The 22,919-nt window shown below is 65.0% G+C and carries 23 protein-coding genes; 8 read left to right on the top strand and 15 right to left on the bottom strand.

Annotated features, from left to right (window positions below):
* Positions 1-181 precede the first annotated feature (181 nt).
* From J7548_RS19755 to J7548_RS19765, 3 genes are all read left to right on the top strand, one after another.
* Complete coding sequence (locus tag J7548_RS19755; protein WP_290977990.1) at positions 182-1,471, top strand: aminotransferase class I/II-fold pyridoxal phosphate-dependent enzyme; 1,290 nt, start codon at positions 182-184, stop codon at positions 1,469-1,471.
* A gap of 222 nt (positions 1,472-1,693) precedes the next feature.
* Positions 1,694-2,038, top strand: coding sequence for a DUF3088 domain-containing protein (locus tag J7548_RS19760; RefSeq protein ID WP_290977992.1), 345 nt, complete (start codon positions 1,694-1,696; stop codon positions 2,036-2,038).
* A gap of 19 nt (positions 2,039-2,057) precedes the next feature.
* Positions 2,058-3,383, top strand: coding sequence for an LLM class flavin-dependent oxidoreductase (locus J7548_RS19765; RefSeq protein WP_290977994.1), 1,326 nt, complete (start codon positions 2,058-2,060; stop codon positions 3,381-3,383).
* A 12-nt stretch (positions 3,384-3,395) separates the two neighbouring features.
* On the opposite strand, the gene J7548_RS19770 is transcribed toward J7548_RS19765, so the two are convergent.
* From J7548_RS19770 to J7548_RS19780, 3 genes are all read right to left on the bottom strand, one after another.
* Positions 3,396-4,214, bottom strand: a complete 819-nt coding sequence (locus J7548_RS19770) for a MetQ/NlpA family ABC transporter substrate-binding protein (protein WP_290977996.1) — start codon at positions 4,212-4,214, stop codon at positions 3,396-3,398.
* Between the two features lie 62 nt (positions 4,215-4,276).
* Positions 4,277-5,482 carry an acyl-CoA dehydrogenase family protein gene (locus J7548_RS19775; RefSeq protein WP_290977998.1) on the bottom strand — a complete coding sequence of 402 codons (1,206 nt, stop codon included), beginning with the start codon at positions 5,480-5,482 and terminating at the stop codon, positions 4,277-4,279.
* Positions 5,483-5,575: 93 nt separating this feature from the next.
* The gene (locus J7548_RS19780; RefSeq protein ID WP_290978000.1) at positions 5,576-6,460 is read right to left on the bottom strand and encodes an NAD-dependent protein deacetylase; all 885 of its coding nucleotides are present in this window, start codon (positions 6,458-6,460) and stop codon (positions 5,576-5,578) included.
* 108 nt (positions 6,461-6,568) lie between these two features.
* Here J7548_RS19780 and J7548_RS19785 point away from each other — a divergent pair, with 108 nt between their 5' ends.
* Positions 6,569-7,204 (top strand): LysE family translocator, encoded by a 636-nt coding sequence (locus J7548_RS19785; protein WP_290978002.1) that lies wholly within the window; start codon positions 6,569-6,571, stop codon positions 7,202-7,204.
* Positions 7,205-7,213: 9 nt separating this feature from the next.
* Here the strand turns inward: J7548_RS19785 and J7548_RS19790 are convergent, their stop codons facing one another.
* Positions 7,214-8,245, bottom strand: a complete 1,032-nt coding sequence (locus J7548_RS19790) for an NADP-dependent oxidoreductase (protein WP_290978004.1) — start codon at positions 8,243-8,245, stop codon at positions 7,214-7,216.
* A gap of 44 nt (positions 8,246-8,289) precedes the next feature.
* Positions 8,290-9,528, bottom strand: a complete 1,239-nt coding sequence (locus tag J7548_RS19795) for an MFS transporter (protein ID WP_290978006.1) — start codon at positions 9,526-9,528, stop codon at positions 8,290-8,292.
* Between the two features lie 116 nt (positions 9,529-9,644).
* Here J7548_RS19795 and J7548_RS19800 point away from each other — a divergent pair, with 116 nt between their 5' ends.
* Both J7548_RS19800 and J7548_RS19805 read left to right on the top strand, forming a co-directional pair.
* The gene (locus tag J7548_RS19800) at positions 9,645-10,637 is read left to right on the top strand and encodes an AraC family transcriptional regulator (protein ID WP_290978008.1); all 993 of its coding nucleotides are present in this window, start codon (positions 9,645-9,647) and stop codon (positions 10,635-10,637) included.
* Positions 10,638-10,710: 73 nt separating this feature from the next.
* The gene (locus tag J7548_RS19805) at positions 10,711-11,412 is read left to right on the top strand and encodes an SDR family oxidoreductase (RefSeq protein WP_290978010.1); all 702 of its coding nucleotides are present in this window, start codon (positions 10,711-10,713) and stop codon (positions 11,410-11,412) included.
* A gap of 1 nt (position 11,413) precedes the next feature.
* Here the strand turns inward: J7548_RS19805 and J7548_RS19810 are convergent, their stop codons facing one another.
* From J7548_RS19810 to J7548_RS19840, 7 genes are all read right to left on the bottom strand, one after another.
* Positions 11,414-12,124 (bottom strand): GGDEF domain-containing protein, encoded by a 711-nt coding sequence (locus J7548_RS19810; RefSeq protein ID WP_290978011.1) that lies wholly within the window; start codon positions 12,122-12,124, stop codon positions 11,414-11,416.
* A complete protein-coding gene (locus J7548_RS19815; protein WP_290978012.1) occupies positions 12,121-12,513 on the bottom strand; it encodes a DUF1987 domain-containing protein in 393 nt (130 codons plus the stop codon). Before J7548_RS19815 ends, J7548_RS19810 begins: the two co-directional genes overlap by 4 nt.
* A gap of 51 nt (positions 12,514-12,564) precedes the next feature.
* A complete protein-coding gene (locus J7548_RS19820) occupies positions 12,565-13,134 on the bottom strand; it encodes a SiaB family protein kinase (protein WP_290978014.1) in 570 nt (189 codons plus the stop codon).
* Positions 13,131-14,411, bottom strand: a complete 1,281-nt coding sequence (locus J7548_RS19825) for a SpoIIE family protein phosphatase (RefSeq protein ID WP_290978016.1) — start codon at positions 14,409-14,411, stop codon at positions 13,131-13,133. Before J7548_RS19825 ends, J7548_RS19820 begins: the two co-directional genes overlap by 4 nt.
* Before the next feature lie 138 nt (positions 14,412-14,549).
* The gene (locus J7548_RS19830; RefSeq protein ID WP_290978018.1) at positions 14,550-15,872 is read right to left on the bottom strand and encodes an MFS transporter; all 1,323 of its coding nucleotides are present in this window, start codon (positions 15,870-15,872) and stop codon (positions 14,550-14,552) included.
* Between the two features lie 148 nt (positions 15,873-16,020).
* Positions 16,021-16,218 (bottom strand): hypothetical protein, encoded by a 198-nt coding sequence (locus tag J7548_RS19835; protein WP_290978020.1) that lies wholly within the window; start codon positions 16,216-16,218, stop codon positions 16,021-16,023.
* A 116-nt stretch (positions 16,219-16,334) separates the two neighbouring features.
* The gene (locus J7548_RS19840) at positions 16,335-17,045 is read right to left on the bottom strand and encodes a response regulator transcription factor (RefSeq protein WP_290978022.1); all 711 of its coding nucleotides are present in this window, start codon (positions 17,043-17,045) and stop codon (positions 16,335-16,337) included.
* A gap of 363 nt (positions 17,046-17,408) precedes the next feature.
* Here J7548_RS19840 and J7548_RS19845 point away from each other — a divergent pair, with 363 nt between their 5' ends.
* Entirely contained in the window at positions 17,409-18,188 is a 780-nt protein-coding gene (locus J7548_RS19845) for a metallophosphoesterase family protein (protein ID WP_290978024.1), read from the top strand.
* Positions 18,189-18,210: 22 nt separating this feature from the next.
* On the opposite strand, the gene nfsB is transcribed toward J7548_RS19845, so the two are convergent.
* Positions 18,211-18,864, bottom strand: coding sequence for an oxygen-insensitive NAD(P)H nitroreductase (nfsB, locus tag J7548_RS19850; protein WP_290978026.1), 654 nt, complete (start codon positions 18,862-18,864; stop codon positions 18,211-18,213).
* A gap of 180 nt (positions 18,865-19,044) precedes the next feature.
* On the opposite strand from nfsB, the gene J7548_RS19855 reads away from it, so the two are divergent.
* The gene (locus tag J7548_RS19855) at positions 19,045-19,950 is read left to right on the top strand and encodes a LysR family transcriptional regulator (protein WP_290978028.1); all 906 of its coding nucleotides are present in this window, start codon (positions 19,045-19,047) and stop codon (positions 19,948-19,950) included.
* A 15-nt stretch (positions 19,951-19,965) separates the two neighbouring features.
* Here J7548_RS19855 and J7548_RS19860 read toward each other — a convergent pair whose 3' ends face one another.
* Together J7548_RS19860 and J7548_RS19865 are read right to left on the bottom strand one after the other, a co-directional pair.
* Positions 19,966-20,952, bottom strand: a complete 987-nt coding sequence (locus J7548_RS19860; protein WP_290978030.1) for a DMT family transporter — start codon at positions 20,950-20,952, stop codon at positions 19,966-19,968.
* A gap of 305 nt (positions 20,953-21,257) precedes the next feature.
* Complete coding sequence (locus tag J7548_RS19865) at positions 21,258-22,847, bottom strand: methyl-accepting chemotaxis protein (RefSeq protein ID WP_290978115.1); 1,590 nt, start codon at positions 22,845-22,847, stop codon at positions 21,258-21,260.
* Positions 22,848-22,919 lie beyond the last annotated feature (72 nt).

The following is a 22,919-nucleotide window of genomic DNA, read 5'->3' on the forward strand; positions in this document are numbered from 1 at the left end:
CTGGCTCATCCGTGTTGCGGCGGATATATCCATGGCAGGGATCGCCCGGGGCCGGCAACGTCTCCGGGCTGTTTTGCATCGGCCATCCGGAATAACGATATGACAAATCATTCCTTGGCCGGCTTGGGCGTTCGCGCTAGCGTCTCGGAACATTCTTCCCAACAACGATGAGCGAGACACCATGGCTGATACTCCCGATTGGAAATTCGAAACCCTCTCCGTCCACGCCGGCTACGCGCCCGATCCGACCACGCGCGCGGTGGCGGTGCCGATCTACCAGACCGTGGCGTTCGCCTTCGACGATACCCAGCATGGCGCCGACCTGTTCGACCTGAAGGTGCAAGGCAATATCTATTCGCGCATCATGAACCCGACCCAGGACGTGCTGGAGAAGCGCCTGGCGGCGCTGGAAGGCGGCATCGCGGCGCTGGCCGTGGCCTCGGGCCAGGCGGCGGTGACCTATGCGATCCAGACCATCGCCGAGGCCGGCGACAATATCGTCTCCGCCTCTACGCTGTACGGCGGCACCTACAACCTGTTCGCCCACACCCTGCCGCAATTCGGCATCCAGACCCGCTTCGCCGATCCGCGCCGGCCGGAGTCGTTCGCGCCTCTGATCGATGCGCGCACCAAGGCCGTGTATGTCGAATCGATCGGCAACCCGCTGGGCAACATCACCGACATCGCCGCCGTGGCCGAGATCGCACACCGCCACGGCGTACCGCTGATCGTCGACAACACGGTGGCCACGCCCTACCTGCTGCGGCCGTTCGAACACGGCGCCGACATCGTGGTGCATTCGCTGACAAAATATCTCGGCGGCCACGGCACCACGCTGGGCGGCGCCATCGTCGACTCCGGCAAGTTCCCCTGGGCCAGGCACAAGGAACGCTTCAAGCGCCTCAACGAACCGGACGTGAGCTACCATGGCGTGGTCTATACCGAAGCGCTGGGCGAGGCCGCCTATATCGGCCGCGCACGCGTCGTGCCGCTGCGCAATACCGGCGCCGCCCTGTCGCCCTTCAACAGCTTCCAGATCCTGCAAGGCATCGAAACGCTGGCGCTGCGCCTGGACCGCATCACCGCCAACACGCTGGCGGTGGCGCAATACCTCAAACGCCACCCCAAGGTGCGCTGGGTCAACTACGCCGGCCTGGAAGACCACCCCGACCATGCGCTGGCGCGCAAGTATTTCAACGGCCGTGCTTCCGGCCTGCTGACCTTCGGCGTAGGCAACGGCCGCGAAGGCGGCGCGCGCTTCCAGGATGCGCTGAAGCTGTTCACCCGCCTGGTCAACATCGGCGACGCCAAGTCGCTGGCCACCCATCCGGCCTCGACCACGCACCGGCAACTGTCGCCGGCCGAACTGGAAAAGGCCGGTGTGACGGAAGACACGGTGAGATTGTCGATTGGCATCGAACATATCGACGACTTGCTGGCCGATCTGGAACAAGCGCTGGCATCAACCTGAGTCCATTGCCGCCTCCCCGGCTTCTCGCCCAAGCCATGAAAAAATGCAGGGATCGCTCCCTGCATTTTTCATTTTCCCGCGCAGATAGAAGTGATTGTTTCAGGCATGCAGGTTTCCCTCACATGGCTGACGCGCGCTGCACATATGTTTATGCGGATATATTCGTGGCCGACGCCAGGCACGCGGCACAAAATCCCCGGATCGCCACCCTGAGGAAACGCCATGAGCCGCGACCTGTTGCTGTTGCTTGAGCAAGATTTCACCGATCCCGCCCATCCGGGCGAACGCTTCGCCTGCCCCGATGGCCTTCCTATCGAAGGCTTGCTGGCGGGCGACCCGCAGCGCGCGAAAAACCTGGACATCAAGCGCCTGCCCTTCCCGAAACCGCGGGCCGAAGTCGTCGCCGCGCTCGATGCCGAACACCAGAGCCTGCCGGTGCTGATCCTTGGCGATCAGCTGCCGGCGCCGGACGACGCACACAGCCTGGACGGCAAACGCTTCGTCACCGATACGCGCCGCATCCTCGAGCTGCTGGCGCAGCGCCACGGCTTCGCGCGCGTGCATTGACGCGGCAGCAAGGCCACCGATGAGCGCTCCGCCCCGCCAGTTACACCTGAACGTCAACATCCTGCATTCCGGGTTCATCCCTTCGGCATGGCGCCTGCCCGATGCCGACCCGCTGGCCTTCACCGATGCGGCCCATTATGTGAAGGTGGCGCAGATCGCCGAGGCCGCCAAGTTCGATGCCGTGTTCCTGGCCGACAACGCCGCCATCGTCGAACAGATCGACTTTCGCCCGATCACCGCGCTGGAGCCCACCGTATTGCTGGCTACCGTGGCCGCCGCCACCACCCGCATCGGCGTGATCGGCACCGCCTCCACCAGCTACAACGAGCCCTACAACATCGCGCGCCGCTTCGCCACGCTGGACCATGTCAGCGGCGGCCGCGCCGGCTGGAATATCGTCACCACCGCCGATGCCGCCTCGGCGCGCAACTTCGGCCTCGATGCCACGCCCGACCATGCCGGCCGCTACGCGCGCGCCGACGAATTCACCGGGGTGGTCAAGGCGCTGTGGAACAGTTGGGACGCCGATGCCGTCATCGGCGACAAACAAAGCGGCCGCTTCATCGATGAAGCCAAGGTCAACCCCATCGCCCACCGTGGCCGGCACTTCAGCGTGCAAGGCCCGCTCAACCTGCCGCGCACGCCGCAGGGCCAGCCGGTGCTGGTGCAGGCCGGCGGCTCCGGCGATGGCCGCGAGCTGGCGGCGCGCCACGCCGAAGCCGTCTTCTCGGCCGCGCACACCCTGGAAGAATCGCTGGCATACAGCCGCGCCGTCAACGAACGCGCCGCCGCGCTGGGACGAGGCCCGCGCGCGGTCAAGATCCTGCCCGGCCTGGCCACCATCATCGGCGCCACCGAAGCCGAGGCCCTGCGCCGGCGCGACGAACTGATCGACATGATCCCCTGGAGCTACAGCCTCAAACGCCTGGCCGGCATCCTCGGCCTCCCGGTCGAACGCCTGCACCTCGACCAGGCGCTGCCCACCGATCTGGCCTTGCCCGCGGGCGGCAACGGCAACCACACCTTCTTCCACGCCACGCTATCGCTGGTGCAAGGCCGGCAGCACACGGTACGCGACCTGATCCGCGCGCTATGCGGCGGCGGCGGACACCGCGTGCTGGTCGGCACGCCGGAACAGGTGGCCGATGAGATCGAAGCGTGGTTCAAGGCCGGAGCGGCCGACGGCTTCAACCTGATGCCGGACGCCTTGCCCAGCGGCCTGCAGGATTTCGTCGATGGCGTGGTGCCGATCCTGCAGCAGCGTGGATTGTTCCGCCGCGAATATGCGGGGCGGACATTGCGGGAGCATTTCGGGTTGGCGCGCCCGGCCGCACTACACTCATGACCGGGCTACGCCTTAATTGCGCTTATCGGCGGCAAAGTAATCCGGCAAGGTAAACCCATCGTAAAAGCGATTTCCACGGATCGCCTTCTGGAAGCTCTCCGAACGGTAGGCCTGCGCCAGATCCCGCGCATAGGTTTCGGCCTGGCGCGTCTTCTTCACCGCCACCACATTGATGTAAGGCGACGTCATCTCTTCCAGGGCGAAAGCCTCGGACAACTTCAGCTTGGCGAAGATCGCGAAGTTGCCCTGCACCGCGGCGAAGTCGGCATCGTCCAGCGCCCGCGGCCCCTGCGCATTTTCCAGCGGCACCAGCTTCAGGCCGACCTTGTTTTCCACCACATCGAGTTCGGTCACATCGACCGGCTTGTTCTCGCGGATGCGTATCCAGCCCAGCCGCTGCAAGATCCGCAAGGCGCGCTGCAAATTGACCGGGTCATTCGGGACGGCCACCGTAAAGCCTTTCTTGAGGTTCTTCAGATCCTTGTGTTTCTTGGAGTACAAGCCCATCGGCGGGGTGGGCACCTGGACGATGCCCACCAGGTCGGTCTTGTTGCGTTCGTTGTAGGAATCGAGAAAGACCGTGTGCTGCATCACGTTGGCGTCGATATCGCCCTTGAAGACGGCGCTGTTGGCTTCCAGCCCGGTGGTGAATTCGTAGAACCGGATCTTGTAGCCCTTTTTCTCCAGCTCGGGCTGCACGCCCAGCTTGAATTCGTCGATGTAGGGGCCGGGGACGAAGCCGATCTTCAGTTCGCGCTCCTGGGGCGCGGCATGGGCGATGCCGATAACGGCGGCAGACAACAGCAGCGAGGAGAAAAGTCGTTTCAGCATGGACAATATCGCTTCAGTTGAACGAAGCAATACGCATGAGGATAGTTGCCGAATGAGCGGGATCAGGCGTAGCCGTTGCCGAAGCGCTCATCATGCGGCAAGCCGTTGAGATGGTAATTGCCGATGGCGGCTTCGCGCTGGATCGCCGGGTTGTGCGAAGCCAGCGTGCGGGCGTTGCGCCAGTGGCGATCCAGCCGCAGGGTTTCGCTGGTAGCGGAGGCGCCGCCGACTTCGAACAGCAAGGTGGTGGCTTCCAGCACCTGACCGAGGACGATCTGCTGCGTTTCGAAGGTCCTGATGTCGAGCGCGTCGTAATCCTCGGTAGTGACCGTTCCGGCGCGTCGCGCGGCATGCAGCGCATCCTGCTCGCGCGCCACGGCCAGCGTCAGCTGCTCGGCCGACCACGCCAGGCTGGCCAGGCGGCCGACCACGCGATGCACCAGCGGATTCTCGCGCGGGCTGGAATTGCCCGGCACGCCGAAGGTGCGCGTGCGCGGTCGGGTGAAGACCACCGCATCGCGCAGCGCGGCGCGCGCGATGCCCGCCAGCGCGGCTAGGTGGAAGGTCTGGTAGAACGAGGTGAGGATGGAGTTGCGGCGCGGCTGCGACGAATGGTAGCGGTCGAGCACCTGCTTGTCGTCGACCAGCACGTTATCGAAGCGCGTGGTGCCGCTGCCGGTCAGGCGTTGCCCGAAGCCGTCCCAGTCGTCGACGCGTTCGACGCCCGGCGCATCGGCCGGCACCAGCACGATGAAATCGGACACGTCGTCATGCGCGCGCACCAGTATCCAATCGGCATACAAGGTACCGGTGGAATAATACTTCTCGCCGTTCAGGCGCAGATGGCCGTTGCCGTCCCTTTCCAGCAGCACGGAATTGCCGGTGGCGGCATTGCGCTCCGATGTGGCCGCGCCGAAAGTCTTGCCGCTGCCGATCAGCTCCAGCCAGCGGCGGGTATCGGCGTCGTCCTTGCGTTCAAGCAGCATCTCGGTGAAGCCGGCGTTCACGCGCAGGATCTGCGGCAGGTTGGATTCGGCCTCGCCCAGGCGGATCAGCAGGTAGAAATAATCCTCCAGGCTCACGCCCGCGCCGCCGTGCGCGAGCGGCACGCGCAGGGAAGAAAAGCCGGCTTCCTTCAACTGGCGCACCTCCTCGAACGGCAGGCGGCGTTCCGCCTCGCGGGCGATGGCGTCTTTTCCGATCAGTTCGAACAGGTCGGAAAAGCGTTGGTGCAGCGCGTGGGCGGATGCGTTGGCGGTTGTGCTCATGATGTCCTCGGGATGGTGAATCCCAGGAATTATCTGGCAGCACAGCCCCCCGGCTGAAGGAAGGAAAACGGATATCGATATGCAGCCGCACAATCAGCCACGTTGCCCTTCCAGCAGCAGCAACGCCAGCCGCGGCAGCACCGACTCGGCCGATGCCGCAAGCTTCAAGGCAAGCAGCGGATCGGCACGCGTCAGGCCGCGATTGATGGCCGCGAGCGACTTGCCCGCTTGCGCCGCCATGCGGGCGAAACGGAATCCCGACAGCACCATCAGCGACGATCCCACCACCAGCATGGCATCGCAGGCATGCACGGCCTGTTCCGCTTCGGCGCTGCGCGCGGCGGGAACGCCGTCGCCGAAGAACACCACATCCGGCTGCAGCATGCCGCCGCAGCGGCCGCACGGCGGCACATGGAAATCGGCATCGGCGTCCGGTTCCAGTTGGGCGTCGCCATCGGGCAAGGCAGCGGCCTCGGCGTGCGCCAGCGCCGGGTTGAGCCGCTCCAGTTCCTCTTGTACCTGCGCCCGCTCATGCATCGTGCCGCAAGACAGGCAACGCACCGCGTGAATGCTGCCATGCAGTTCGATCACCCGGCGACTGCCGGCTTGCTGGTGCAGGCCGTCGACGTTCTGGGTGAGCACGCCAGCCACACGCCCGGCCGCCTCCAGTTGCGCGATGGCCAGGTGCGCGGCATTGGGCCGCGCCTGCGCCAGGCGCGGCCACCCCAGCATGCTGCGCGCCCAGTAGCGCTTGCGCGCCGCCTCCGAGGCGCGGAATTCGGCGCCCTGGATCGGCAGGCGGCCGCGGCGCACGCCGTCTTCGTCGCGATAATCGGGAATGCCGGAAGCGGTGCTGATACCGGCGCCGGTCAGCACCAGCACCTGGCCGCGCGCGAACAACAGATGCGCCAGCGCCGCCAGTTCATCGCCTGCGGCCGCATCGGCGCTGGAGGCACTCGCCAGCATTAGATCGCTCATGGGAACCTGGACAGTCATGGGAACAGCATGCAGCGTAAGGCATTTTTACCGGACGTGCCGGCGCTGCTATAGAATCGTCAGTCTTTTCCTGCATCGAAGACGATTCCCATGGATGCCCTCTTCTTCATCCCCGTTGCCATCATGCTGGCCCTGGTTCCCGGCCCGAACAACTTTTGTGCACTTAACAACGGTATCCGGCGCGGCATCGCCGCCGCCTTGCTGGCGACCTTCGGCCGCGTGGCAGCGTTCGCCATTTTCCTGACGATTTCAGCGATCGGGCTGGGCGCCATGCTGCTGGCGTCGGAAACGGCGTTTACGGCGGTCAAGTGGGTCGGCGCGCTCTATCTGTTCTATCTCGGCTGGCGCGCCTGGCGCAGCCGCGAATTCCAGGGGCTGGAACTGGCCGACGGCACGGCGCCGACTGCTGGCCGCCCATCCCAAAAAGGCATTCGGGCGCTGGTCATGCAGGAATTCCTGCTCGGCATCACCAACCCCAAAGCCATCATGCTGTTCGCCGCGATCTTCCCGCAATTCATCGACCAGTCGCGGCCGGCTCCGCATCAATTCCTGGTGCTGGGGTCGATCTACCTGGGCGCCGAGTTCGTCTCCAGCACGGTCTACTCCGCCTGCGGCAAGCAGATCCGCCACTTCATCCGCACCTCGCGCGGCGTGGCGCGCCTGAACAAGGCGACCGGCGGCTTCTTCATCGGCGCCGGCGCATTGCTGCTGGCGGCGCGCCAATAAGCCTTTCTCTCAGGTCCCGGCGACGCGCACCACCAGCTTGCCGAAATTGCGGCCCTGCTGCAGGCCGATGAATGCCGTGGGGGCGTTTTCCAGCCCGTCGACGATATCTTCGCGCAGCTTCACTTGGCCAGCGGCATGCCATGCCAGCATGTCCCGGCGGAAGGCATCGAAGCGCGTGGCGTAATGGTCGAGGATGATCAGGCCCTGCATGCGGATGCGCTTGGCCAGCAGCGTCGCCATCCATCCCGGCAGGCGATCCGGGCCGCTTGCCGTTTTGTCGTTGTAGTGTGAGATGAAGCCGCATACCGGCACGCGCGCATTGAGGTTGAGCAGCGGCTGCACGGCATCGAACACCGCGCCGCCGATGCTCTCGAAATACACGTCGATGCCATCGTGGCAGGCAGCCGCGAGGCGCTGCGCGAACTGCGGGTCGCGATGGTCCACGCAGGCGTCGAAACCGAGTTCCTCCACGGCGTAGCGGCATTTGTCGGGGCCGCCGGCGATGCCCACCACGCGCGCTCCCTTGAGTTTCGCAATCTGCCCGGCCACCGCCCCGACCGCGCCTGTGGCGGCACCGACCACCACCGTTTCACCCGGTTTCGGCTCGCCGATATCCAGCATGCCGACATAGGCCGTGAACCCCGGCATGCCGAGCCCGCCCAGCGCCAGCGAAGGCTGCCCGATGTCGCCCAACGGCATGAGGTCGCTGCCATCGGAAATCCCGTAGTCCTGCCACCCGGCGTAGGCGACCACCAGCTCGCCGGCCTTGAACTGCGGATGGCGCGATTCAACGACCCGGCTGACGGTGCCGCCGACCATGGTCGCGCCCAGGGACATCGACTCGGCATATCCCGGCCCGGTTTCCTCCATCAGGTTGCGCATGTAAGGATCAAGCGACAGCCATTCCGTGCGCAACAATACCTGGCCTTCCTGCGGCGCCGGCACCGGCCCCTGCTCCAGGCGAAAATCGGCGGGAACCGGCACGCCATGCGGACGGGCGGCCAGGACGATGCGACGGTTGACGGGCTTATCGGATGGCATGTCGTTAACTCGCTTTCAGGTTGGAAAACATCGCGACAGCGGCTTCACGCGGTTTCGATGCGCGCCGGACGCGGGCCGTAGCGCAAGGTCAGCAAGGTGCCCAGCATGATCGCGATGGCGGCGAAGATGGGGCCGCCCAACGCGCCGACCTGGTCGACCAGGATGCCGCCGCCGACCGCGCCGCTGGCGATGGCGATCTGGAAGGCCGCCACCAGCAAGCCGCCCGCGCCTTCGGCCTGGTCCGGCGCGGCGCGCACGATCCAGGTCTGGAAACCGACCGGGAAGGCGCCGAAGGCGAAGCCCCAGAGCGCGATCGACACCGCCGTCACCGCCGACGATGTGCCGGCCACCCACAGCGCGACGGCCAGCACGGTAATCGCCGCCCCGCCGAAGACGATGGCATGGCGCTCGCTGCGTTCGGCGATGAAGGCCCCGGCGAAGTTGCCGAAGAAGCCGCCGATGCCGTAGCCCAGCAGCACCGCCGAGATAGTAGCCACCGACAGATGCGTGATGTGTTCCATCAGCGGACGGATATAGGTGAACCCGGCGAAGTGGCCCGAGATCACCAGCAGCACGGCCAGCAAGGCTACCCGTACATGGGAGCGGCCCAGCAGTTCGAACAGCACCTTCAGGTTCGGATTGTCCTTGGGCGGCAGCTTGGGAATGGCGAACACCTGCACCGCGAGCGTCGCCACGCTGACGATACCGGCCGCCACGAAGGCGCTGCGCCAGCCCCACAGGTTGCCCATGTAAGCGCCGATGGGGGCGGCGCAGACGGTGGCCACCGATACGCCGGTGAGGATCAGGGACATGGCGCGCGCGAATACGTTTTCCGGCACCAGGCGCATCGCCAGCGCGGCGGCCATCGACCAGAAACCGCCCAGCGCGACGCCCAGCATCACGCGCGAGACCAGCAGCACCGACAGGCTGCCGGCAGTCACCGCCAGCACGTTCGACAGCACCAGCAAGGCGGTCAGTGCCAGCACCACCTTCTTGCGGTCGAAGTTGCGCGTGAGCACCGGAATCGTCGGCGCGGCGATGGCGCCGACGATGGCGGTGGCAGTCACGGCCTGGCCGGCGGCGCCGTCCGACACGCCCAGGTCGGTCGACATGGCCGTCAGCAGGCTGGCCGGCAGGAATTCGGCGGTCACCAGGCCAAACACGCCCAGCGCCAGGCTGGCGATGCCGGCCCAGTTGGCGCGGCCGGAAGTGTCGGCGGTCATGGCGGCCGGGTCGCCCGGGTAGGACGAATCGGGGCATTCAATGCAAGCGGAATCAGACATGGCGGTCCTCAATATAAGGTGGATGCCGCAGTCTACGGTCAAGCCACTGGACTTTCCATGCCATTAACGTCTATTCTCTTGACTATTCGTCCAAGACAACGAAAGGTGCTTCCCCCATGGCCGCCAAAGACATTCCCGATCCCCTGACCGAGATCCTGCTGGGCTTGCGCCTGGACGGGGTGGAGTATGGCCGCTGCGTGATGCGCGAGCCGTGGGCGGTGGCGTTCCCCGCCAGACCCGAGGCGACCTTCCATTTCGTCGCGCAAGGCGATTGCTGGATGCGCACGCAAGCGACCGACTGGATCCAGCTCCGCACCGGCGACGCGCTGCTGTTGCCGCGCAGCACCTTCCATGTGCTGGCGAGTTCGCCGGATGCGCCTTGCGTGGACATCGATACGCTGGCGCGCAAGGCCGTGTCGGAAAACCTCTACCTGGTCAACGGCACAGGCTGCGCGGCTGTCGGCGCCAAGCCCGCGCAAACGGCAAACGCCGAGGCCGATGCCGGCACCGAGGCCGAACCGTCGCACACCCTGTTCACCGGCACGATGCGCTTCAACCTCGACCCCTTGCATCCGCTGCTGGCGATGATGCCCGATGTCATGCGCGCCAACGACCTGGCGCAACGGGACCCGGCGGTGCTTCCCATGCTGGAGGCGATGGAGCGCGAAGTGACCCTGAACCGCATCGGCGCCTGCGGCATCCTGGCGCGCCTGGCCGATGTGCTGTCGGCCAGCATCATCCGCGCCTGGGTCGAATGCGCCTGCAGCGATGCCACCGGCTGGATCGCCGCCGTGCGCTGCCCGCAGGTCGGGCGCGTGCTGGCGGCGGTGCATCGCCAACCGGAACGCGAATGGTCGGTGGCGGAACTGGCCGGGGTGATGGGCGCGTCGCGCTCCAGCTTCATCGAGAAGTTTTCCAATACCGTCGGCGAAACGCCGGCCAAGTACGTGGCGCGCGTGAAGATGTTCCAGGCGCGCCACTGGATCGCGCGCGAAGGCATGCGCGTGGCGGTGGTCGCCAACCGCCTGGGCTACGATTCGGAAGCCTCGTTCAGCCGCGCCTTCAAGCGCATCATCGGCCATCCGCCCAGCGAGGCGCGCCTCGGATAAGTGCGCGCAATACGGCTAGAATCCCGCCATTCCATTCAATCCACACTCTACACATACACACAAAGGATTTTCCATGACTGACAAGGTTGCCCTGATCACCGCCGGCGGCAGCGGCATGGGCGCCGCCGCCGCGAAGAAACTGGCGGCGGACGGCTACAAGATCGCCATCCTCTCCTCTTCCGGCAAGGGCGAGGCGCTGGCCAAAGAACTGGGCGGCATTGGCGTGACCGGCTCCAACCAGTCAGCCGACGACCTCAAGGCACTGGTCGATCTGGCGGTGGCGCAATGGGGCCGCATCGACGTGCTGGTCAACAGCGCCGGGCACGGCCCGCGCGCGCCTATCCTGGAAATCAGCGACGACGACTGGCACCGCGGCATGGACACCTATCTCCTCAACGTGATCCGCCCGACCCGGCTGGTGACGCCGTTCATGCAGCAGCAAAAAGGCGGCGCCATCATCAACATCTCCACCGCCTGGGCGTTCGAGCCTAGCGACATGTTCCCGACCTCGGCGGTGTTCCGTTCGGGCCTGGCGGCGTTCACGAAGATCTTCGCCGACACCTACGCCAAGGACAACATCCGCATCAACAACATCCTGCCGGGCTGGATCGACAGCCTGCCGGCGCGCGAAGAGCGCCGCGCCAGCGTGCCGATGCAGCGGTATGGGAAAAGCGAGGAGATCGCGGCGACCGTGGCCTTCCTCGCGTCCGAGGGCGCGGCCTATATCACGGGCCAGAACATCCGCGTCGACGGCGGACTGACCCGGTCGGTCTGAATTACTGTTCGCGTTCGACGTGGTTGCGGCCGCCGCGCTTGGCGCGGTACAAGGCCTCGTCGGCGCGCGCGTAGGCATCTTCGAAATTGCCTTGCGCCGCGCTCCAGGCGACGCCGAAGCTCGATGTCACCGGCCGCGCCGACAGGCAGCAAAAGCGCTCGCCGGCGATCGCGGCGCGGATCTTTTCAGCCAGCGCCACGGCCTCGTCCAGCGGCATGCCGGGCAGCAGGATGGAAAACTCCTCGCCGCCGACGCGGCCGATCAATCCCATGCCATCGACCACGTTGCGCAGCCGGCTCACCAGTTCGCGGATGACCGCGTCGCCGGTGGGGTGGCCGAACTCGTCGTTGATGCGCTTGAAGAAATCGATATCGAGCACCACCAGCGACATCGCCGATTTTTCCAGGATCTGGCGCGCGCAGTCGAACACCGCGCCGCGGTTCAGGGCGCCGGTCAGGTTGTCGTGCCGGGCCTTGTAGTCGAGTTCGTCGCTGAGCTGCTGCAACCGTGAATTGAGCTGGTTCAGTTCGCGCTCGGTGCGGTCGCTGCGCGAGATCAGGCGGCGGCTCTGGCGCATCAGCTGGCCGTAGTTCTGCACCAGCACTTCCAGCGCCCCGCGATAATGGTCGAGCTCGCCGGTGCCGCTGGCCAGCACGCGCCGGGCGCTTTCCAGCGCTTCCGCTTCCGCCTCGAAAAGGTCAGCGTCGGTCATTGGCTCTTTACCGCATGGTCATGGAAAGCGAGCGCGGGGAAATCCTCCTGCAGTTCCTGCCCGAATTCGAAAATGGTGTCGTCGTCTTCGTCGTGGTACCAGTTCAGCACCACCTCGGCGCCGGACTCGGCCTTCTCGTTCAAGGCATCGAACAGCGAGAACAGCATCTTGGTGCTGGAGCTGTTGAAGTAGGCCAGCGCCACGTTCACGGTGATGGCGGCGGACGCATCGTCAGCGGCCAGGAAGCGGCGCAGCGCGGCGATGATCTCGCCCCAGAACTGGGCCGCGTTTTCGGGATAGGACTCCCCTTTCAGGGAGAGCGTGCGTTCATCGAAGCGGAAATCCACTTCCGGGGAACTGGGACTGGCCGCTATAAATAAGTTATCCATACATTCATTCCAAAAATACGGGCCGGATACCGGACTGAATACGCCGGCCCCTCAGATGGTGGCCCTCAGGTAGAACATCGAGGTGTCGTCCGCGGCGGCGGGCGAGAATTCGAAATCGAGCGGCGCGCTGGCATCGCGCGCCATGGTCAGGAAACCGAGGCCGGCGCCCTTGCTGTCGGACGGCGTTTCCGCACGCAGCATTTCCTTGTATTCGGACTTGATCTCGTCGATGGTCAGCGAACGCAGGTGCGCCAGCTTTTCTCGCAAGCTCTCGACGATCTCGCTGCGGACCGGATTGGCGCAATGCAGGTAGTAGCGCCCTTCGGTCAGCGAGATGAAGACCGCGCCATGCCGCATCAACGGTTCGGTCGCCTGGCCTTCCTTCTCATGCAGGTCGGACGAGTAATGCAGGATGTTCTGCGCCATCTCGATGAAGGACGAAAACAGCTTGCGGCGGGTCTGCGCGACCGCGCCGGTATGCTCGACCCGCAACTTGACCGCATCGGCCATGGCCGCGATGATCGTTTGCGAAAAATAGCCGACGTAGTAGAAGATCACGTCGCGCCGTTCGACGTAGCTGTAGAAATCGGCCCACTCCCATTCCCGCTCAATGACGCTCATGTCCGTTGCTCTTGTTGCCTGTGGTTGTTGAAAGGCGCCGCGCCCGGCCGGCACCCGAAAAATGTGACGTCGTCGCGCCGGCGCTGCGCGCCCTGGTACTGGCGGTGCGCCGCCATCACCTGCCGGCCCAGTTCCGGCATCGGCGCGTCGCTGTGCTCCTGCAGCAGCTTGCGCAGGCGCTGCTTGCCGAAGGCGATGTTCTTGGCGCCGCCGATCTGGTCGGTCACGCCGTCGGTGGAAACGAAGATGAGCGCGCCCGGCTCCACTTCGATGCTGCGGTTTTCCCACTGCATGCCGTCGGGCGTATCCACATAGCCCAGGCCGGTGCGCTGGCCTTCGATGGCTTCCACCGTTGCGCCGTCGCCGGACAAGACGAACAGCGGCATCTTGGCGTTGGCGCAGACCAGCCGGCGCGATGCGGTCTCGAACCAGAAGAAACAGGCGTCCATGCCGTCGTCGGATTCCGACGGCTTGTCCGAACCCGCCTGCTGGCCCAGCACCCGCTTCATGCCGCGGTTGACCTCGTGCATCACCCGCGCCGGGTCGCGCGGGCCGTACAGCTCCAGCGCCTGCTTCAGCGACGAGGAAGCGATCAGGGTCAGGAAGGCGCCGGGCACGCCGTGGCCGGTACAGTCGGCAACGGCGGCGAACCAGCCGTCGGCATGGTGTTCGAAATGGTAGAAGTCGCCGCCGACCACGTCGCGCGGCTCCCAGACCAGGCAGGCATCGTCCAGCGCCTGCGACATGGCCGAGCGCGACGCGCTCAGCATGGCGCGCTGGATGACGCTGGCGTAGTCGATGCTCTGCATCACCTGGCGGTTCTTTTCTTCCTGCTGGGCCACCAGCATGCGCATCAGCTCCAGCCCCGAGCCCAGGCCCGACAGCTTGCCGTCCTGCACGATCAGGAAACCGTCGGCCAGCGTCTTGTCGCCGGAAGCCACCGCCAGCGCGCCCAGCGTCTCGATCGGGGTATCGGCGTCGGCGATCAGCGGATCCTTGTCCATGAACGCGATGCAGCTTTTGCGCTCGTACAGTTCGCGGTGGTAGGGCTTGGACATCTGCGACATGAAGATATGCCGGCTGATCAGGCCGATCGGCCGCCCCTGCTCGACTACCGGCAAGCTGACCAGCTCCCTGTGCTGGCCGAAGATTTCCAGCACCTTGGCATTGTTCTCATCGAACGAGACCACCGGAACGCCTACCGCCAGCGCCCCTGCGGTCGGCTGATAAAGGCTGCTCCCCAGCGCCGGGGTAAGGCTGAAATGGCTGTCCACCATGCTCGACCCCTGTCATGTTTTTTTGATTGATCGGCGATCATATGTAATTCGTATGACAACCATATGACTGCGAGCGGCAAAAAAACAAAACCCGGAGCCGCATCGCGGACTCCGGGTTTTCATGGGTATGCCTGGTTCTCAGTTCTTGCCGGCAGCGCGGTATCCCTTGCTGCTCATCGGCACGAACGCCAGCAGCACGCCGAGGATGGACAGCGCCAGCACATAGTGCGCCGGCCCCTGCACGTCTTGCTTGATCCACAGCGAAATCAGGATCGGAGTCAGCCCGCCGAACACCGCATATGCCATGTTGTAGGCGAAGGACAAACCGCTGAAGCGCACCGGCGGCGGGAAGGCGCGGGTGGCGACGATGGGCGTCAACGAGATACTGCCCACGAACAGGCCGACCAGCCCGTAGCCCCAGACCAGCGATTCGGGCGAACCCGGCAACTGGCCGTAGAACCACACGCTCGACAGCGCCAGGCCGCCCCAGCCGATGATCATCGAGGCACGCGTGCCGATGCGGTCGCACAGCCAGCCGATAACCAGGCAGCCGATGGTGAGCATCAGCGTGCCGGCGCAATTGGCCTGCATCACCAATTTGGCCGGCAGGTGGTGCACGGTCTGCAGGTAGGACGGCGTCATCAGGATCACCACCACGACGGCGCCCGACAGGCACCAGGTCATGCCGGCGGTCAGCACGCTGGCGGCACGGTGCTCGCGCAGCACCGTCTTGAGCGGCAGTTCGCGGGACTGAGCGCGACGCGCGGCCAGCTCGCGGAACACCGGCGTCTCTTCGAGGTAGCGGCGCAGGTAGACCGACACCAGGCCGAACACGCCGCCCAGGATGAAGGGGATGCGCCAGGCATAGCCGGCCACCTCGCCGGGTTCGAACACGCTGTTGATGAAGATGCCCATCAGCGAACCCAGCAGGATGCCGCCGGTGATGCCCGAGGTCAGCGAACCGACGCCGAAGCCATAGCGGTTGGCCGGCACGTGTTCGGCCACGAACACCCAGGCGCCCGGCATCTCGCCGCCGATGGCCGCGCCCTGCAGGGTGCGCATCAGCAGCAGCAGGATAGGCGCGGCCACGCCGATGCTGGCGTAGGTCGGCAGCAGGCCGATCACCAGCGTCGGCACCGCCATCAGGAAGATCGACAGCGTGAACATGCGCTTGCGGCCGATCACGTCGCCGTAGTGGGCGATGATGATGCCGCCCACCGGGCGCGCCAGGTAGCCGGCGGCGAAGATGCCGAAGGTCTGCAGCATGCGCAGCCACTCCGGCATGTCGGCCGGGAAGAACAGCTTGCCGACCACCGCCGCGAAGAATACGTAAATGACGAAGTCATAGAATTCCAGCGTGCCGCCCAGGGCCGACAGGCCGAGCGTCTTGTAGTCGGAGGAAGTGAGGGGTCGATGCCGGGACTCGTCGATGGCCCCGGAGTATTGAGCGGAAATAGACATGTTTTTTCAACACGACCGGCAACGCGGCCCTCGCGGCCCGTGCGCCCCGCATTTGCCGATGCAAATGCCAAGGCGCCCGGATCCGATGGCCGGTTTCGTATCGTCTTCAAGCGGGTGGATCGCAAGCGGCATGCCTGCGAAGGAAGATTCAGCGGAAAACGCAAAGCGAAGATTTACGTTTTAGCGGCGAAACAGGGAACATGATACCTGAAAGCGGCAAATCTTTCGCAACGCAGCATTTTTTGCCGCCGTTCACGCCAATGGCAGCATCCAATTCATTCTTCACCCTGGCGACGAACGGATGCGAATTAATTTGCATCGCAGCAAAAGAATCAAGGCGAGCCATCGCTCCGTCATTTCATGAGCAATACGACCCGCCTCCTTCACAACTTCCGTAAAAGCAGCGATGAATACCGTTCCAAGACACGAATTCCGATCGCCGTCTTTTGCGAGCCGCCGGCCTCAGAAATCCAGCACGATATCCACCGATGCGCTCCGGCGCAGCATCAGGAATCCTTCGCCATAGATGTTGCGGATCTGCATCGGCGCATCCTCCAGCGAACGCAGTTTCTGCCGCACGCGGTAAATCAGCGCATCGATGCGGTGTGAATCGTATTCCTCGGCGCCGGACCTGAGCAGGTCGAACAGCTGCGCGTGCGAGACCGGATAGTTGGGGCTTTGCAGCAATGCCGCCAGCGCGATGCTTTCCTTGTCGGTGAATTGCAGCGATACCGAATTGCCGTCGGCCAGGCGGCCCGACTTGCGGCTGAAGCTCCATTTCTCCGACTCCGGCAGGTGCTGGTGCGGCACGGTCTTCATGCGGCGCGACAGCGCCGTGAGCGTGGCCGAGATCTCATCGAGCTTGACCGGCTTGACCAGGTAATAATCGGCGCCGTCGCGCATGCCGCGCACGCGCTCTTCCAGCCGGGTGCTGGCTGCCAGGATGACGATGCCCATCGATGGGAAATGCTGGCGGATCGAAGCGAGTTCTGCCAGGAGATTGCCGTCCGGCAGGCTGGCATTGGCGATCAGGATGTCCGGCTGGCGGTTTTTCAGGATTTCAAGCGCTTGCGCGAGGGCCGAGCAGGTGCCGGCCTCGTAGCCCAATCCCCCGACATGGGCGGCAAGCGAGTTGCGCCAGTCGATCTCGTCTTCAACGATTAATACTCTCATCTATCTAGCGTTCCGGACGATACTATTCTTATGACTACTGGAAGCATCGCCGCCGCGCCCCTGCCAAACACACGTCCGGGCCCACCCTCAGGAGCTTGGCAATGCTTCCCTTATTCACAACGTTATACAGAAAATCTTTGCCGATAAACTCATAAAAACTCGCAAATTTTTCTCCCGCCAAGGAGCCGGCGCCATCGATGCCAGGCCGCCGGCGACATTGCATCTCCTCTGCCGACGCAGGAAATTCCATCCGTATTGCGAGCTGTCGCGGAAGGGTTGAATCGGTGCGCCACCGGGATGGCCAATCCCTGTTAAGGTGTCGTATCGATGCCACTATTTGCCGGCCGAAGGCCCGCCCACCCCATGCGTCTATTGATCCTGTCCGACCTGCACCTTGAAGTCTGGCGTGAAAACGCACCACCCATCCGCCCCGAAGCCAGCCGCCCCGACGTCGTCATCCTGGCCGGCGACATCGACAAGCCGGCGCGCGCGCTGGCCTGGGCCGAACGCACGTTCGCCGGCCTGCCGGTGCTCTACGTCAGCGGCAACCACGAAGGCTATGGGAATACCTGGGAAGGCACGTTGCGCGATCTAGCGCAACGGGGCGCAGCGTCATCCAACGTGCGCCTGCTGGAGCGGGGTGAAACCGTGATCGGCGGCGTGCGTTTCCTCGGCGCCACGCTGTGGACCGACTACGCCTTGTTCGGGGAGGAAAACCGGCAGCGCGCGATGGCCGCGGCCGAGCCGGTGATGATGGACTATCGCCGCATCGAAGTGGAAGACGGCGGCGTGCGTCCGATGACGCCGGACGACACGGTGCGGCTGCACCGCGCCGACCTCGCCTGGCTGGCGGAAAAACTGGAAACGCCTTTCGACGGCCGCACCGTGGTGATCACCCACATGGCGCCGTCGCTGCGCTCGGTGGCGCAACGGTATGCGCAAGACCTGGTGTCGGCGGCGTTCTCGTCCAACCTCGATGCGCTGGTCGAACGCGCCGACCTGTGGGTGCATGGCCACACCCACGACTCCTTCGACTACCGCGTCGGCGATTGCCGCGTCGTGTGCAATCCCTGCGGCTATCTCCGGCGCGACGGCACGCCGGAGAACGAGCGCTACGACCCGGACCTGATCGTGGAGATCTGAGGTCCGGGCCGCATCTTCATTTTCAGATATCGGTGAACACCGTCGCTGCCGGCAGGCGCGACTTCGGCAGCTTGGCATTGAAATCGCCGGCGCCGCTGTAGCCCAGGCCGACCAGCACGGTGCTGGTGAAGCCTTTGGCGCGCAGGCCCAGTTCCTCGTCCAGCACCTTGGCGTTGAAGCCCTCCATCGGCACCGCGTCGATCTCGAAGGTCGCCGCGCCCAGCAGCAGCGTGCCCAGCGCCAGGTAGACCTGCTTGTCCATCCAGTGCTGCGCATCCTTCAGGTCGTAGCGGTGCAGGTCGCTGTACGACAGGCGCGAACCGCGCTGGCCGGCCTTGGCGTCGGCATTGGCGAAGCGGCCGTCATGCTCTTCCTGCGCCAGCAGCGCTTCCAGGTGCGCCTCGGTGATCGCGGTGCGGGTGCACAGCACCAGCACGTGCGAAGCGTCGACGATCTTGGAGACGTTATAAGGGAAACCCGCCTCCGCCGCCTTGGCGATGCGCGCCTTGCCCGCATCGGTGGACGCCAGCACGAAGTGCCAGGGTTGCGAGTTGACCGAGGACGGCGAGAAGCGCAGCAGCTCGCGCAGCTCGGCGATCACGCCTGCGGGAATCTTGCGGTTGGGGTCGAAGGCTTTGGCGGAATGGCGCTTCTTGGCGAATTGGACGATGCTCATGGATTCTCCTTGTTGATGGCGGTCGCATTGGATCTGAATGGAAGCGCATTGCTGCGTTCCCCGGCCGCTATCATCGGCGATCCGCCAGTCTCGAAAAAGGAGATGGCCGCAGAAACATTTTCAAAAATATTTTGAAAGTAGAATAAGGGCCATTTCCTTTTTGCGTTCCCGCCCCTTGCCATGATCCGCCTGGAAGACCTGCTCATCTTCGTCAGCGCCGCCGACAACGGCAGCCTCTCGGCCGCCGCGCGCCAGCACGATATCACGCCCGCCGTGGCCAGCGCCGCCATGAAACGACTGGAAAGCGAACTGGGCGCGTGCCTCTTGACGCGCTCCACCCGCAGCCTGCGCCTGACGCCCGATGGCGAGCGCTACCTGCAATACGCGCGCAACACGCTGGCCGAGGTCAATACCGGGCGCGACGCGGTGGCGCACGGGCGCCGCATCGTGGGCGGCAACCTGTCGCTGTCGGTGCCGTCCGACCTGGGACGCAACCTGATGTGCCAATGGCTCGACGAATTCCAGTCGCTGCATCCGGCGGTGACGCTGCAGGTGCGCATCAGCGACCGCGTGGCCGACATGTTCCGCCAGCCGGTGGACGTGGCGATCCGCTACAGCGCGCCGGAAGACTCCAGCCTGGTGGCGCTGCCGCTGGCGCCGGACAACCGCCGCGTGGCCTGCGCCTCGCCCGACTACCTGGCGCGCCACGGCCGCCCGCGCACGCCGGCCGACCTGCGTCAGCACAACTGCCTGCGCTACCTGCTGTCGGACACGCTGCATACGCGCTGGAGTTTCATCAAGGAAGGCGTGTTGTCGCACGTGGCGGTCAACGGCGACCGCGTCTGCGACGATGGGGAAATGGTGCACCGCTGGGCCGCCAACGGCCACGGCATCGCCTACAAGTCGCGCCTGGACGTGCTGGCCGACCTGCGCAGCGGCCGGCTGGAAACCGTGCTGGACGACTACGACGGGGAAAACGCGCCGCTCAACCTGGTCTGCACGCACCGCAGGATGCTGTCGCCCACGGTGACGGCGTTGCGCGAACTGCTGGTGGAACGGATCGGACGCTACATGGCGGCGCGCTGACGCCGCGGCTTCCGTTCAGGCCTTAAGAACCCGTTTCATTGTGAAACGGGTTCTAAGCGCCACGCGGCGCCAGCCGAAGGAAGGCAGCGCGGGCAAGGCCAGCCCCAGGCACAGCAAGCCCATGCCCAGCAGCAGGTCGGAAGACAGCCGCTCGCCGAAGAACAGCGACGACAGCGTCAAGCCGACCACCGGCACGCCCAGCATGCACACCGACACCGTCACCGGCGACAGGCGCTGGGTCATCTGCAGCACCACCAGGAACGTCAGCGCGGTAGCCAGCGGGCCGGTATAGGCGATCACGTACCAGGAGTGATGGTCGAGCAGGAAGGCTGGCGCGCCTTCGAAGGCGAACGCCAGTACGCACAGCGGCAACGCGGCCACCAGCGTCTGCCAGGGCAGCAGGTCGAAGTCCAGTTTCACGCCCGGGGTCAGCTTGATCTGCAGGATGTTGGCGGCCCACGACAGCGACGCCGCGCCCAGCATCAGGTAACCGACCATGCTGTGCAGGTCGGCATGCAGCAGCGCGGGCAACACGATGACCGCGATCCCGGCATAGCTGCACACCGAAGCCAGCGACTGCTGCTGGGTCAGCTTCTGCTTGAGCACCAGCGCCGCCCCCGGCACCACCCAGATCGAGGTGGCGTAGGCGATCAGCGAGGCGCGGCCGGGCATGACGAAATGCAGGGCGCCGGTCACCAGCGCCGTGAACAATCCCATCTGCAGCACGCCCACGCCGATAACGACCGGCCATTCGCGGCGCGTCGGCAGGCGCAGCTTGCCGATGGCGAAGGCGATCGCGAAACTCAATACCGCGGCCGAGAAGAAGCGGCTGGCCGCGAACCACAGCGGCGAGATGAACTGGCTGCCGATCTTCATCACCGGCCAGTTGCCGCCCCAGATGCAGATCGCCAGCACCACGCAGGCCAGGAACCATCCGCTCATCGGCTTGTGTTTGGCGGCGGGCTTGGGGGTGGCGCGGGGGACCGCGTTTTCGATCGACATGCAGGACTCCGTGGAAGGCAAAAGGAGCATGGCAACAGCGCATGTTGCAATGCATCCAAAACGGCTACATGGTAGAGAAGAGGCGGCAAATAGTGCTGCCGTATTGCAGAGAGGAAAGCGGCTTTTGCAGCATTTACTGCTGTAAAAAATATTTTTACAGATTTATTATTTTTTCAAATCATTTTGGTGCAGCATCTTTGGCTTTGCACCATGCTTCCAGCCCAAGCCTGCCGTGACGCACCACGGAGCCCGCAAACGACAACGGCGCCCACCAGGGGCGCCGTTGTCCAGACTGCCGCCGCCAATCAGTGCGGCAGCGCCTTCTGCCCTGCCGCCGCCCGGCCGCGGTCGAGCGTGAACACGCCGACCAGCGCCACCAGCTTCTGCGCCTGTTCCTGCAGCGACTGCGCCGCCGCCGCGGCCTGTTCCACCAGCGCGGCGTTCTGCTGCGTGGTTTCGTCCATCTGCGTGATGGCATGGCCGACCTGCTCGATGCCGGCGCTCTGCTCGTGGCTGGCGGTGGCGATCTCGTTGACCACGGTGGAAACGCCCTGGATGCTGGCGACCACCTCCTGCATGGTCTGGCCGGCCTGCTGCACCAGTTGGGTGCCGGCATCGACCTTGCCCACGGAATCATCGATCAAGGTCTTGATTTCCTTGGCCGCCGCGGCCGAGCGCTGCGCCAGCGAACGCACCTCGGAAGCCACCACGGCGAAGCCGCGCCCCTGCTCGCCGGCGCGCGCGGCCTCCACCGCCGCATTCAGGGCGAGGATGTTGGTCTGGAAGGCAATGCCGTCGATCACGCTGATGATGTCGACGATCTTGCGCGAGGAATCGTTGATCGAATCCATCGTCTGCACCACCTGGCCGACCACGTCGCCGCCAGCGATGGCCACCTTGGAGGCGGTCGCCGCCAGTTGGTTGGCGTGCTGGGCGTTGGCGGCGTTCTGCTTGACGGTGGAAGTGAGCTCCTCCATCGCCGAGGCGGTCTCTTCCAGCGAGCCGGCCTGCTGCTCGGTGCGGTTGGACAGGTCCATGTTGCCGGTGGCGATCTCGTCCACCGAGGTCTTGATCGATTCGGTGGCGTTCTGGATGCCGTGCACGGTATCGACCAGGCGGTCGCGCGTATAGGCCACCGCCGCCACCAGGCTGCGGTTGTCGCCGGCGCCGGTGTGGATGGTGCCGGTCAGGTCGCCGGCGGCGATCTTGCGCGCCATCTCGGCAGCCTCGGTCGGTTCGCCGCCGATGGAACGGAAGATATTGCGCGAAACCAGGCCGGCGATCAGCGACAGCAGCACGCCCAGCGCCACCAGCACCGCCACGGCCTGGATCAGCGCCTTGCGGAAGTCGGCTTCGATGTCGTCCGAGTACACGCTGCAGATCAGATCCCAGTTCCAGGGCTTGAAGCGCTTGACGAAGCCCATCTTGGGGCTGGGCTTGTCGGCGCCGGGACGCGGCCACCAGTACTCCAGGAAGCCCTTGCCGGCAGGCGAGGCGCCGATGGCGGCGATCATCTTGTAGAGCTCGTTGCCCTTGGCATCCTTGAAGTCGAGCAGGTTCTTGCCGTCCAGCTTGGCATTGATCGGATGCATCACCACCGTCGAATCGGCGCCGATGATGGTCGCATAGCCGTCGCCGGTATAGCGCTGCCCCTTGACGCGGGCGATGGCGCCCTTTTGCGCATCCTCATGCGACATCTGGCCATCGGCCTCCAGCTTGGCGTAGCCGGCGATCACGGTATAGGCCATCTCGGTGACGTCTTCCAGCGCGCGCTGGCGTTCGGCGATCTGCAGGTCGCGGGTCTGGTAAGCGTGCCAGACCGAGAGGAACAGCAAGGCGATCAGGGAGAAGATCAGGGGCAGCCAGAGTTTTTTCTTGAGCGAAAGATTGTTCATCATCGACATCGGAACGTTGTTGGAATGGGTTCCGGGGCGTCATCGATGGCCGCCGCCAATCGGCGGCGCGCA

It is taken from the genome of Herbaspirillum sp., from assembly GCF_017744395.1.
In the GTDB taxonomy this organism is placed as follows: domain Bacteria; phylum Pseudomonadota; class Gammaproteobacteria; order Burkholderiales; family Burkholderiaceae_D; genus Herbaspirillum.